Raw genomic sequence first — 12,254 nt, 5'->3', positions numbered from 1 at the left:
TCCTCCTCGGCTCGTGCGCCGGCGACGGGGCCGTCGATCGCCGACCCGCGAGGCCCGCCGACCCGTCCACCGTACGGAGGCGCCGGTGACCGGGCACCCGGACCTCGGTCCCAGGCGCGCGGGCTCGCCGGACCCCGGGTGCCGGGCACTAGGGTCCAGACATGGCTCTCACCGAAGACCCGCGTACCGCTCCGTCGATCCGCTGGGGCATCCTCGGCGCGGGCGGCATCGCCGCCGCCTTCGCCGACGCCGTCCGCGCCGGCACCCGCGCGCAGCTCGTGGCCGTCGGGTCGCGGGACCGCACCCGCGCCGAGCGGTTCGCCACCGCGCACGGCATCCCCACCACGCACATCGGCTACCGCGACCTGGTCGAGGACCCCCAGGTGGACGTGGTCTACGTCGCGACCCCGCACTCCGAGCACCGCGAGCACGCGCTCCTGGCCATCGCCGCCGGCAAGCACGTGCTGGTGGAGAAGGCGTTCACCCGCAACGCCGCCGAGGCGGAGGAGGTGTTCGCCGCCGCGCGCGCCGCCGGGGTGTTCGTGATGGAGGCGATGTGGACGCGGTTCCTCCCGCACGTCGCCGCGGTGCACCAGGTGATCGAGTCGGGCGAGATCGGCGAGATCGTCTCGGTGCACGCCGACCACGGCCAGTACTTCCCGTTCGACCCGAGCCACCGGTTGTACGACCCGGCGCTCGCGGGCGGCGCGCTGCTGGACCTCGGCGTGTACCCGGTGGCGTTCGCGCAGGACCTCCTCGGCGTGCCGGCGTCGGTCCGGGCGGTCGGCGCGCTGACGGAGTCCGGCGTCGACGGCCAGATCGCCATCGTGCTGAGCTACGGCGACCGCACGCAGGCGGCGCTGACGACGACGCTGTGGGCGAAGACGCCGACGACGGCGGCGATCAGCGGCACCGAGGGCAGCATCACGGTCGACGGCAGCTTCTACGCGCCGACGTCGTTCCAGGTGCGGCGCCGCGACGGCCGGTCCTGGACGTTCGCGCAGCCCGTCGAGCACGGCCTGCAGTACGAGGCGGCGGAGGTCGCGCGGCGGATCGCCGACGGCGCGACCGAGAGCCCGCGGATGCCCTGGGCGGACACGCTGGCGAACCTGCGGACGATGGACGAGATCCGCGCGCAGGTCGGGGTCGTCTACCCGGGGGAGTGACCGTGGCACGCGCGCCGGGATGTCGGCGGAGGTCGATACCCTGGCGCGCGTGACCCTGCCCGACCCGTCTGCGCCCTCTGCTGCCCTCCGTCCACCGTCCGGCGGGCTGTTCGTGTCCTTCGAGGGCGGCGACGGCAGCGGCAAGTCCACCCAGTCCCGCCTGCTCGGCGAGTGGCTGACCGGGCTCGGGCTCACGGTCGTGCTCACCCGGGAGCCCGGCGGCACCGAGCTGGGCCGGGTGCTGCGGCGCGAGGTCCTGCACGGCGGCGACCTCGACGCCCGCACCGAGGCCCTGATCTACGCGGCCGACCGGGCGCACCACGTCGCCTCGCTGGTGCGGCCCGCGCTCGCCGCGGGGTCGGTCGTGGTCACCGACCGCTACCTCGACTCCTCGGTGGCCTACCAGGGCAGCGGGCGCGACCTCGGCGCCGACGAGGTCGAGCAGCTGTCGCTGTGGGCGACGGGCGGGCTGCTGCCGGCGGTGACGGTGCTGCTCGACCTGGACCCCGCCGCGGGCATGGCCCGGCTGCGCGACCGGCCCGACCAGCCGGACCGGCTGGAGAGCGCCGGGGACGAGTTCCACCGCCGCACGCGGGCCGCGTTCCTGGACCGCGCCGCCGCGGACCCCGGCCGCTGGCTCGTGCTGGACGCCGCGCGCCCGGTCGACGAGGTCGCCGCGGACGTCCGGGCGCGGGTCGCGCCGCTGCTCGGCGTGCCGGCGGGGGAGCAGCGGTGAACGCCACCGTCTGGGACGACGTCGTCGGCCAGGAGCCCGCGGTCGAGGTGCTGCGCGCCGCCGCGACCGACCCCTCCCGGATGACCCACGCGTGGCTGCTCACGGGGCCGCCCGGGTCCGGCCGGTCCAACGCCGCCCGGGCCTTCGCCGCCGCCCTGCAGGACCCGTCGGGCGACCCCCGCAGCCCGGGCTGCGCCACCGTGCTGGCCGGGACGCACCCGGACGTCACGTTCGTCGCCACCGAGGGCGTCGTGATCCGCGCCGACACCGTCCGGCCGCTGGTCGAGCTCGCCCAGCGCGCGCCGTCCCAGGGCCGGTGGCGGGTCATCGTGGTCGAGGACGCCGACCGGCTCAACGAGACCTCCGGGAACGTCCTGCTCAAGGCGATCGAGGAGCCGCCGCCGCGGACGGTCTGGCTGCTCTGCGCGCCGAGCCCGCAGGACGTGCTGGTGACGCTGCGCTCCCGCAGCCGGTCCGTCGCGCTGCGCGTGCCGCCGGTCGAGGCCGTCGCCGAGCTGCTCGTGCGGCGGGACGGCATCGAGCCCGGCATCGCGCTGGTGGCCGCGCGGGCCGCGCAGTCGCACGTCGGCGTCGCCCGCCGCCTCGCCCGTGATCCCGAGGCGCGCGCCCGCCGGTCCGCCGTGCTGCGGATCGCCCCGCGGCTGCGCGGGGTCGGGGACGCGGTGCTGGCCGCGGCGGAGCTGGTCGAGACGGCCCAGGCGGACGCGAAGGCCGCCACCGAGGAGCGCGACGCCCGCGAGCGGCAGGCGCTGCTGCACTCGCTCGGCGCCGAGGGGCTCGCCACGATCCCGCCGGCCCTGCGCGGCCCGGTCCGGCAGCTGGAGGAGGAGCAGAAGCGCCGCGCGACCCGTGCGCAGCGCGACGTCCTCGACCGGGCGATGGTCGACCTGCTGTCGTTCTACCGTGACGTCCTGGTGCTGCAGCTGGGCGCGGACGTGCACCTGGTCAACGCCGAGCACGAGGACGGCGCTCGGGCGGTCGCCGAGGCGTCGACGGCCGAGCAGACCGTGCGGCGGATGGACGCCGTCGGCGAGGCCCGGACCCGGCTGGAGGGCAACGTCGCGCCGCTCCTCGCGGTCGAGGCGATGCTCATCGCGCTGCGCCCGCAGGCCTGAGCGGGGCTGACCTGCAGCCCGGCGCGGGCGACCGGGTGACACGGCTCAGGAGGGAGCGCGCGGCCGTTACCGTTGTCCGGTGACTCCCGCCCCGAGAGCCCTGGATGCCGTCGTGCCCGCTCGTCCGTCGCGCCGCTCGCGCGCGTTCCTGGCGCGCCTGGCCGCGCTCGTCGCCGTCGGCGTGCTCGTCCTCGCCGGCTGCACCGCCCCGCAGGAGGAGACGGCGGTCACCACCGCGCCGACCGCCGCCGACGTGCGGGGGCTCGACGCCATCTACGCGCAGCAGCTGGACTGGCAGGCGTGCGGCGAGCTCGAGTGCGCGACCCTCGTCGTCCCGCTCGACTACGCCGAGCCCGACGGCGACACCATCGAGATCGCGGTCTCCCGGCACGTCGCCGCCGGCGACCGGCTCGGCTCGCTCCTGATCAACCCCGGCGGCCCCGGCTCGTCCGGCATCGACGCGCTGTCCAGCATCGCGCTGCCCCGGTTCGGCGCCGAGGTCGTGGACCGCTACGACCTCGTGGGGTTCGACCCGCGCGGCGTCGCCGCCTCGACGCCCGTCACCTGCGTCGACGGGCCGGAGATGGACCGGATCACGGCGACGGACTTCGACTACGCGACGGACGAGGGCATCGCCGCCGCCGAGGCCGCGTTCGGCAAGCTCGGCGACGCGTGCCTGACGAACACGGGCCCCGTCCTCGAGCACGTCGACACGGTGAGCGCCGCCAAGGACATGGACGTGCTGCGCGCGGTGCTCGGCGACGAGCAGCTGAACTACGTCGGCTACTCCTACGGCACCCAGCTCGGCGCGACGTACGCCGCGCTGTTCCCGCAGCAGGTCGGCCGCCTCGTCCTCGACGGCGCGCTCGACCCGACGCTGTCCACCCAGGAGCTCTCCGAGGGGCAGGCCGGCGGGTTCGAGAACGCGCTCCGTGCCTACGTCACCGACTGCCAGGCGGGCGCCGACTGCCCGCTGAGCGGCTCTGTCGACGACGGCCTCGCCCAGGTGAAGTCCGTGCTGGACCGGGCGCGCCGCTCGCCGCTGCCCACCGGAACCGACCGGCCGCTGACCGGCTCGCTCGCGTTCAGCGGCATCGCGCTGCCGCTCTACGACGAGGCCTCCTGGAGCTACCTGACGATGGGGCTGGGCGCCGCGCTGCAGGGCGACGGGTCCGTGCTGCTGCAGCTGGCCGACCTGTACTACGACCGCAACGCCGACGGCACCTACTCGTCCAACTCGACGCAGGCGTTCTGGGCCATCGGCTGCGCGGACGACCGGGGCACCACCGACCCGGCCGAGATGCGCGCGCAGGCGGCCGCCATCGAGCAGGTCGCGCCGACCGTCGGCTACTTCTTCGGCTACGGCGGCGCCATCTGCGCCGAGTGGCCGGTGCCGGAGGCCGGCGGCCTGGACGACTACTCCGCCGAGGGCGCCGCGCCGATCGTCGTCGTCGGCACCACCAACGACCCCGCCACCCCGTACCAGTGGGCCGAGAGCCTGGCCGAGACGCTCGACTCGGGCACGCTGCTCACCTACGAGGGCGAGGGGCACACGGCCTACGGCCGGTCCAACGCCTGCATCGCCGACGCCGTCGACGCCTACCTGCTGGACGGCACCGTCCCCGCGGACGGGACGCGGTGCTGACGCGCTGACCTGCGGTTCTGCTGCGGCGGCCCTTCGCTTTGGAGGTCCCGCCGTCCGCCAGGTACAGTATCCGTGCCCGTCCGCCAGCGGCGGGCGCGCCGCCTTAGCTCAGTCGGCAGAGCGTCTCACTCGTAATGAGAAGGTCAAGAGTTCGATTCTCTTAGGCGGCTCAGGTGCGAAGGCCCGGAACCTCGGTTCCGGGCCTTCGTCGTGCCCGGGGTGCCTGGCCCCCGGCCCGCGGACCTCACGCGCGGATCGCCAGCACCTCGTCCAGCCCGGTGAGCCGGATCAGCTCCATCGTCGTGTCCGGGACGTGCGTGACCGCGCAGCCGAGCCCCACCTGCAAGCAGGCGCGGTGGCACTGCAGCAGGAACGCGAGCCCGCTCGAGTCGATGAAGTCCACGCCGCCGAGGTCCAGCTCGACCGGGCGGCCCCCGGTGAGCGCGTCCGCCATGGCGCGGCTCGCCTGGTCGCGGAGGGCGGCGTCGACCTCGCCCGTGAGCCGGATGGGGGTGACCGACCCGTCGGGGTGCGCGCTGATCTGTCCTGGTCCGTCGTGCATGACGCCTGCCTTCGGTGCGCCGGGTGCGCCGCGGGCGTCCTTCGCGACGCCCTCAGCCTGGCACTTCGCGCCGCGGGGTGCATCACGGGCTCCGCACGGGCGCATCACGGGCGCCGCACTCGCGCAGCACGGGCGCGGGCGAGGACGCGTCCAGGAGGGGCCGCCGGCCGCGGCCGGGAGCGGTGCGGCGGTGCGCTGCATCACGTTCGCCGGGCCCCCGGTGGCGCGGCGTGTAGTGTGGTCACCGTTCACGACGCGCGGGCTGAGCCTGCGCAGCAGTCTCACGGGGCGTCGTCGCCGTCGGAGCCCCGCTCCGGCAGCCGTCGCCCACATCATCTCCGCACCGCTCCGGCGGTCGGAGCGAAAGTAGTAGTCATCACCCTCGCAGCACCCTCAGTCCTCACCCGAGTCCGTCCCGCCCCCGCGTCGTTGCAGTGGCGCCAGGCGGACGTCGACCTCTGGGCCGCGACCGCCGACGGCGAGCACGCCGGCGTGATCTCGCGCGAGCCCGACGGGCACCACGTCACCGACCGGTTGTCGCGCACGCTCGCGGTGACCCCCACCTGGGCCGAGGCCGCCGCTCTGCTGGCCGGCTCGCCCGCCCCCCACACGTCCGTCCGCGCGGTCCGCGCGCACGGACAGCACCGCCCGTGTCGCACGCGGCGCGGTTCGAGAGGCCACGTCCGTGGTCTCGGCACTCGAATGAGAGAAGACATCATGACCACCGGCACCGTGAAGTGGTTCAACGCTGAGAAGGGCTTCGGCTTCATCGCCCCCTCGGACGGCGGCCCGGACGTGTTCGCGCACTACTCCGCCATCGCCGAGACCGGCGGCTACCGCAGCCTGGACGAGAACCAGCAGGTCGAGTTCGACGTCACGCAGGGCCCGAAGGGCCCGCAGGCGGCGAACATCCGCCCGCTCTGATCTGACGCCGTCTCGGGCGCCCCACGGGCGCCCGGTCTGCTCACGCGCAGCCCGCCCCGAGGTCACCTCGGGGCGGGCTCCGTCGTTCCCGCCCCCGGTTCACGCAGCCCGTGCGCAGCCGTCGTGGGCGTGCGCAGCCGAGCGCGGGGACGACGAAGGCCGCCCCGCGCAGTGCGGGGCGGCCTTCGTGCGTGCGGGTCAGACCTGGCGGTAGCGCTGCACCATCGGGCAGTCGAACGGGTTGCGGGCCGCGAGGCCGACGTCGTTGAGGTACCGGACGACGATCCCGTAGGACTTCAGCAGCGTGGTCTCCGTGTACGGGACGCTGTGCTCGGTGCAGTGCTCGATGACGAGCTCCCGGGCGCGGGCCAGGTGCGGCCGCGGCATGCTCGGGAACAGGTGGTGCTCGATCTGGTAGTTCAGGCCGCCCATGAGCGTGCTCATCGGGGTGCCGCCGCTGATGTTGCGGGACGTGAGGACCTGCTTGGACAGGAAGTCCAGCCGGCTGTCCTCGGGGATGATCGCCATGCCCTTGTGGTTCGGCGCGAACGAGGCGCCCATGTAGACGCCGAACACCGCGAGCTGGACGCCGATGAACGCGAAGCCGAGACCCGGGCCCATGAACCACAGCACGAGCGCGACGTAGCCGGTCAGGCGGACCACCAGCAGCGCGAGCTCGAACGTGCGCGCCCGGGACCGCTCCTGCGTCAGCAGCGTGCGGAACGCCGTCACGTGCAGGTTGAGGCCCTCGAGCGTGAGCAGCGGGAAGAACGCCCAGCCCTGCACGCGCGTCAGCGCGGCGCCCAGGCGGCTCCGCTTCGCGGCGTCGGTGTGCAGGAACACGATCGTGTCCGGCGCGATGTCCGGGTCCTTGCCCACGCGGTTCGGGTTGGCGTGGTGCCGCGAGTGCTTGGTCATCCACCAGGAGTGGCTGATCCCGACGACGCCGTTGGCGAGGATCCGCCCGAGGCGGTCGTTGGCCGGGCCGGAGGCGAACACCTGGCGGTGCGACGCCTCGTGCGCGACGAACGCGAACTGGGTCAGCACCAGGCCGAGGGCCCCGGCGATCAGCAGCTGGAACCACGACTGGCCGAGTAGCACCGAGCCGGCCACGAGACCGGCCAGCGCCGCGCCGAGCGCGACCAGGAGACCGACGTAGAAGCCGGGCGTCTTCACGAGCAGGCCCTCGTCGCGGACCAGGCGGGACAGCTCCTGGTACGAGCCGGTCGAGGCGGCCTGGTTGGTGCGGGCGGGGGCGGTCGTCGTGGCAGTCACCAGAGGAGCTCCGGACGTGTCGTCGGTCGACTTCCCAGCCGTGGGCGTGAGCGCGGTGCTCGTCGTGCGGATGCGTTCCACGCTACGGGGGCGGACGCGGCACGTCAGTGGGGCTGTCCCCCCAACCCGGGTGATCGTGACCCGTCAGCGCGGCGTCCCGCCGTAGTGCGCCGCGAGCCGCGCGAAGCCCTCGTCCACGCTCACCGCCGGGGTCCAGCGCAGCTCCGCGCGGGTGGCGCGCTGGTCGAACCAGTGCGCCGTCGACAGCTGCTCGGCGAGGAACCGGGTCATCGGCGGCTCGTCGGTGCCGGGACGCAGCCGCCACACGGCCTCGACCAGCCCGCCCGCGGCCCGTGCCAGCCCGGCGGGGACCCGCCACGCCGGCGGGCGCACGCCCGCGGCACGGCAGATGCCGGTGAGCAGGTCGGCGACCGTGCGCGGCTCGCCGTTGGTGAGCACGTACGCCCGGCCGTGCACGTCGGGCGCCCGGTCGAGCGCAGCGACGATGCCGTCGGCGGCGTTGTCGACGTACACGGTGTCGATGAGCGCGGCGCCGTGGTCGAGCAGGGGCAGCCGGCCGCGGGCGGCGCGGTCCAGCACACGCTCGACGAGCTGGGTGTCCCCGGGGCCCCAGACCAGGTGCGGGCGCACGGCGACGACGCTCATCCCGTCCGGCCCCGCGTCGCGGTCGAGGGCCAGCAGCTCGGCCGCCGCCTTGGTGCGCGCGTAGTCGCCGCGGGCGCGCGCCGGGTCGGCGGGGGCCGCGCCGACGCCCACGAGGGAGGAGCCGGCGTGCGCGACGGAGGGGGAGGACACCTGGACGAAGCGGCGCACGCCGGCGCGCTCCGCGTGGTCGAGCAGCAGCGCGGTGCCGCCGACGTTGACGGCGTCGAACTCCTCGCGCGGGCCGGCGAGCGACACGCGGGCGGCCAGGTGCACGACCGCGTCGACGCCGTCGACCGCCGCGGACACCGCCGCGGGGTCGGTGAGCGTGCCGGCGACGTCCCGCGCCCCGTCGACCCCCGAGGGACGACGCTGCAGCGTGCGGACGTCGACCCCGCGCGCGACGAGCGTGCGCGCGACGGCACCGCCCAGCAGGCCGGACGCGCCCGTCACCAGGACGGTCACGGCCGCCCCACCCGCCCGCCGGCCAGCACGCGGGACGCCCAGGCGGCGAGGCGGGTGCGGTCGATCTTCGAGTTGTGCCGGACGTCGGTCGGCATGGGCGCGACCAGCACCGCGGCGAGCGGGACCGGGGACGCGGCGCGGGCGGCGGCGGCGAGGTCCTCGGGGGCGAGCCCGGCCCGCCGCGAGCCGCCGACCGGCTCCAGGACGGCCACCGCCTGCTGCACGCCGGCGGGGCCGACGCCGACGACGGCCGCGCGCCGGACGGCCGGCACGCGCTCGACGTGCTGCTCGGGCCCGACCGGCGCCAGGGGTCCCTCGGCGGTCACGAGCACGTGCGCGAGCCGGCCCTCGATCCACAGCCGGCCCTCGGCGTCCAGGTGGCCGACGTCGCCGGTGCGGTGCCAGCGGCCGGGCGGGGTGTCGCGCGCGGCCGCGCGGTCGGTCAGCCACAGGCGGTCGTAGCGCTGCTTGAGGTGCGGGGCGCGGACCAGCACCTCGCCGAGCACCCCGGGCGTCGTCCCCGGCTCGCCGGTGGCGGCCCCGTCGGCGTCGAGCGCGCTGATCAGCACCTCGCCCGGGCCGACCGGCCGCCCGACGCAGACCCCCGCGTCGGGCGCGGGCTCCGCGGCCCGGATGCCGTCCAGGTCGATGTCGGTGACGAGCAGGCACTCCGTCATCCCGTACGGGGTGTGCGCGCGGGCGGCGGGCATCAGCGCGGCCGCGGACCCGAGCAGCTCGGCGCTGATCGGGGCGCCGGTCGACAGGAACGTCGTCACCCGCCCGAGTGCGGCACGGTCGCCGTCGTCCAGCGCGTTCGCCGTGGCCACCACGTTGAGGATCGCCGCGGGGGACAGGAACACGATGCCCGCGTCGGAGGCGGTGACGGCGTCGGCGACGGCGCGCGCGGTGAGGGTCCGCGGCGACGAGACGTCCATGTCGGGGGTCACGGAGCGGGTGCCGAGCGCGGGCCCGAGCAGCGCGAACGGTGCGAAGCCGGTGACCAGGCCGCTGTCCGGCCGGACGTCGAAGTGCGCGCCGAGGACGTCACGCAGCGCCGACAGCTGGGCGTGCGTGTAGACGACGCCCTTGGCGGGGCCGGTCGACCCCGAGGTGAACAGCACGGCGGCCTCGTCGGCGGGGCCGGGCTCGGGCGGCAGCACCTCGTCGCGGCCCAGGTCGGCCACGTCGACGAGCTGGTACGCCACGTCGAGCGCCCGGCGCTCCGTCGGCGTCAGCGGGTCGGTCGCGATCCGCAGGCCGGGCCAGCCGAGCGCCCGCGCGGCGGCCAGGGCCTTCGTCTGCCCGACCAGGTAGTCCGGCTGCGCACCCCGCTGCGCCCGGGTCAGCCCGCGCACGCCGAGACCCGCGTCCGCGACGACCACGACGGCACCGATCCGCAGGCAGGCGTAGACGAGCGCGGTCAGCGTCGGTCCGGGCTGCACCAGCAGGGAGACGCGGTCGCCGCGGCGGACGCCCAGCGCGTGCAGGCCCGCCGCGATCCGGCGCACCTGCCGCGCCAGCAGCCGCCAGGAGACGGTGCGGGAGCCGCCGCCGGGGCGGCCCATCTCGAGCACGGCGGCGGTGTCGTCGTCCGCCCGGGCGTCGAGCCGGGACCAGAGCGGGGTGAACGGGGCGTCGTCCGGCGCCTCGTCCTCGGCCACCGCACCCGGTGCCACCTGCTCCGTCAGCCAGCCGAGCAGCGCCGGCGCCCAGTCCGCGTCCTCGGCGACCAGGTGCCCGGCGCCCTCGTAGCGGTGCACGCGCGCGTGCGGCATCCGGTCGACGAGGTCGTCGAGGTAGCGGTCCTGGAACACCGGGTCGCGCGGGCCCCAGAGCAGCAGCGCGGGCACCTCGAGGGCGGCGACCCCGGTGGCGACGCGGTCGAGCTCCGGGTGGCTCGGGTGCGTGGCGTCGGCGGGGATGTCGGCCACGAACGCCTCGATGCCGTCGCGGTCGGCGGCGTGCCGGTAGGGCGCCCGGTAGGCGTCGGCGACGTCGCGCGGCAGCCGCGGGTGGGCGATCGCGAGCGTGGTCTCGAGGAACGCCGGGGTCGTCCGCGTCGCGACGCGGAGCACGGGGCCCGCGCCCGCAGCCCGCAGCGGGGCCGGGATCGGCACGTCGACGGGGTGCGCGACGGCGGTGTTCAGCAGCGCGAGCCCGGCCAGCTGGCCGGGGTGGTCGACCGCCCAGCCGCTGACCACCACGCCGCCCCAGTCGTGCCCGAGGGCGACCACCGGACCGGTGAGGCCGAGGGCGTCCGTGAACGCGCCGAGGTCGCGCACCCGGTCCGCCAGGCCGCGGCGCCGGCCGGTCCGGGCGGAGAAGCCCATCTCCAGCTGGTCGACGGCGACGACGCGCCAGACCGGCCCGCCGGCCGCGGCCGCCTCCAGGCTCGCGGTCAGGAGCGAGCGCCACAGGTAGGACCACGTCGGGTTGCCGTGCACGGCCAGCACGGTGCCGGCCGGCGTCAGCCCGCGGGCGGCGAGCTCGGGGCCGGTGTCCAGGTAGTGCCAGGCCGGGAGGTCGTCGCCGACCCCGGTCGACGGGACGGCCAGCACGTGGCTGAGCCGCGGGTCGAGCCCGGGCAGCCCGGCGGGGGCGTGCGAGGCGGGCCGGGGAGCGGGGGTCGTGCGGGTCGTCGACGGGCCAGTCACCAGGCGAGCTCCAGCATCGCGGTGTTGATGCCGGAGCCCACGCCCATCAGCAGCACGCGGTCGCCGCTGCGCAGCGAGTCCTGCTCCTCGACCAGCGTGATCGGCACGGACGCCGGCCCGACGTTGCCGAGGTGCGGGTACGTCGTCGGCACGCGCTTGCGGTCCAGGCCCACCGCCTTGACGATCGCGTCGGTGTGCACGCGGGACACCTGGTGCGTGATGTACCGGTTCATCGCCGACCAGTCCCACTCCGAGGCGGCCTCGCGCCAGGCGTCGACGACCAGGTCCAGCCCGCCCTCGAGCAGCGCCCGGGCGTCGGTGAACATGCCGTCGGCGCTGCCCACGCACAGGTCGTGGAACTGGGTCGCGGCGCGCGTCACGCCGCCGAGCACCCGGTGCCCGCCGGGGTTCTCGTCCGTGCGACCGAGCACGGCGGCGGCCGCCCCGGAGCCGAGGGTCAGGGTGGCGAACTCCTGCAGGAAGTCCTCGCGGCCGATCTCCGCACCCAGCAGGCGGTCGATGGTCGCGGTCTGGATGTCGTCGGCGTCCTCGCCGTTGACCACGACGGCGTACCGGATCTGGCCCGACTCGATCATCCCGGCCGCCAGCGTCATGCCGTTGATGAACCCGAGGCACGCGTTGGCGACGTCGAAGTTCACCGCCGAGCTCGGCAGCCCCAGCCCGTGGTGCAGCCGCACGGCCACCGAGGGCTCCAGGTGCTTCCGCGTCACCGAGGTGTTGATGAGGAGGCCCACCGCGCTGGGGTTGACGCCCGCCTCGCACAGCGCCTGCTCGCCCGCGGCGACGGTCGCGGCGTGCACGTCCTCGCCCTCGGCCCAGTTGCGCCGCTCCTCGACGCCCGCCACCCGCTGCAGGACCGTGCGCGGCAGGCGCAGCCGGCGCAGCGCGGACCCGAGGCGCTCCTGGATCTCGGCGGAGGTCGTGATCCGGCTGGGGAGCCGGCTCGCGACCGACAGCAGCGAGACGTTCCCGAACCGGGTGGTGGCGTTACCGGACACTCAAGCTCC

Annotated in this window: 10 protein-coding genes and 1 tRNA gene; 6 read left to right on the top strand and 5 right to left on the bottom strand. The window is 75.8% G+C overall.

Annotated elements, in window-relative coordinates; genetic code table 11:
- The first annotated feature begins 161 nt into the window (after positions 1-161).
- The 5 genes from ACWPWW_RS07710 to ACWPWW_RS07690 all read left to right on the top strand — a co-directional run bounded on the left by ACWPWW_RS07710 (position 162) and on the right by ACWPWW_RS07690 (position 4,853).
- Complete coding sequence (locus ACWPWW_RS07710; RefSeq protein WP_454049735.1) at positions 162-1,166, top strand: Gfo/Idh/MocA family protein; 1,005 nt, start codon at positions 162-164, stop codon at positions 1,164-1,166.
- A gap of 55 nt (positions 1,167-1,221) precedes the next feature.
- A complete protein-coding gene (gene tmk, locus ACWPWW_RS07705) occupies positions 1,222-1,902 on the top strand; it encodes a dTMP kinase (protein WP_454050417.1) in 681 nt (226 codons plus the stop codon).
- Positions 1,899-3,038 carry a DNA polymerase III subunit delta' gene (locus tag ACWPWW_RS07700; protein WP_454049734.1) on the top strand — a complete coding sequence of 380 codons (1,140 nt, stop codon included), beginning with the start codon at positions 1,899-1,901 and terminating at the stop codon, positions 3,036-3,038. The genes tmk and ACWPWW_RS07700 overlap by 4 nt, the downstream gene beginning before the upstream one ends.
- A 112-nt stretch (positions 3,039-3,150) precedes the next feature.
- Positions 3,151-4,683, top strand: a complete 1,533-nt coding sequence (locus ACWPWW_RS07695) for an alpha/beta hydrolase (RefSeq protein ID WP_454049733.1) — start codon at positions 3,151-3,153, stop codon at positions 4,681-4,683.
- Between the two features lie 97 nt (positions 4,684-4,780).
- Positions 4,781-4,853 (top strand) — tRNA-Thr (locus ACWPWW_RS07690).
- Between the two features lie 74 nt (positions 4,854-4,927).
- Here ACWPWW_RS07690 and ACWPWW_RS07685 read toward each other — a convergent pair.
- Positions 4,928-5,245 (bottom strand): STAS domain-containing protein, encoded by a 318-nt coding sequence (locus ACWPWW_RS07685; RefSeq protein WP_454049732.1) that lies wholly within the window; start codon positions 5,243-5,245, stop codon positions 4,928-4,930.
- Between the two features lie 717 nt (positions 5,246-5,962).
- On the opposite strand from ACWPWW_RS07685, the gene ACWPWW_RS07680 reads away from it, so the two are divergent.
- Positions 5,963-6,169 (top strand): cold-shock protein, encoded by a 207-nt coding sequence (locus ACWPWW_RS07680; protein WP_454049731.1) that lies wholly within the window; start codon positions 5,963-5,965, stop codon positions 6,167-6,169.
- Between the two features lie 198 nt (positions 6,170-6,367).
- On the opposite strand, the gene ACWPWW_RS07675 is transcribed toward ACWPWW_RS07680, so the two are convergent.
- The 4 genes from ACWPWW_RS07675 to ACWPWW_RS07660 all read right to left on the bottom strand — a co-directional run bounded on the left by ACWPWW_RS07675 (position 6,368) and on the right by ACWPWW_RS07660 (position 12,245).
- On the bottom strand, positions 6,368-7,444 hold the full coding sequence (locus ACWPWW_RS07675; RefSeq protein ID WP_454049730.1) for a fatty acid desaturase family protein: 1,077 nt from the start codon (positions 7,442-7,444) through the stop codon (positions 6,368-6,370).
- A 144-nt stretch (positions 7,445-7,588) separates the two neighbouring features.
- Positions 7,589-8,572: an NAD-dependent epimerase/dehydratase family protein gene (locus tag ACWPWW_RS07670; protein WP_454049729.1), complete on the bottom strand. Its 984-nt coding sequence runs from the start codon at positions 8,570-8,572 to the stop codon at positions 7,589-7,591.
- Complete coding sequence (locus ACWPWW_RS07665; RefSeq protein WP_454049728.1) at positions 8,569-11,226, bottom strand: alpha/beta fold hydrolase; 2,658 nt, start codon at positions 11,224-11,226, stop codon at positions 8,569-8,571. The genes ACWPWW_RS07670 and ACWPWW_RS07665 overlap by 4 nt, the downstream gene beginning before the upstream one ends.
- Positions 11,223-12,245 (bottom strand): 3-oxoacyl-ACP synthase III, encoded by a 1,023-nt coding sequence (locus ACWPWW_RS07660; protein WP_454049727.1) that lies wholly within the window; start codon positions 12,243-12,245, stop codon positions 11,223-11,225. Before ACWPWW_RS07660 ends, ACWPWW_RS07665 begins: the two co-directional genes overlap by 4 nt.
- Positions 12,246-12,254 lie beyond the last annotated feature (9 nt).

This window comes from Cellulomonas sp. Marseille-Q8402 (assembly GCF_965119525.1).
Note: the sequence above shows the minus strand (reverse complement) of the source record. Positions and strands in the feature narration are given on the sequence as shown.

Coding starts and splice junctions, on each gene's coding strand:
- ACWPWW_RS07710 (WP_454049735.1), top strand. CDS start 162: ATGGCTCTCACCGAAGACCCGCGTACCGCTCCGTCGATCCGCTGGGGC.
- ACWPWW_RS07685 (WP_454049732.1), bottom strand. CDS start 5,245: ATGCACGACGGACCAGGACAGATCAGCGCGCACCCCGACGGGTCGGTC.
- ACWPWW_RS07680 (WP_454049731.1), top strand. CDS start 5,963: ATGACCACCGGCACCGTGAAGTGGTTCAACGCTGAGAAGGGCTTCGGC.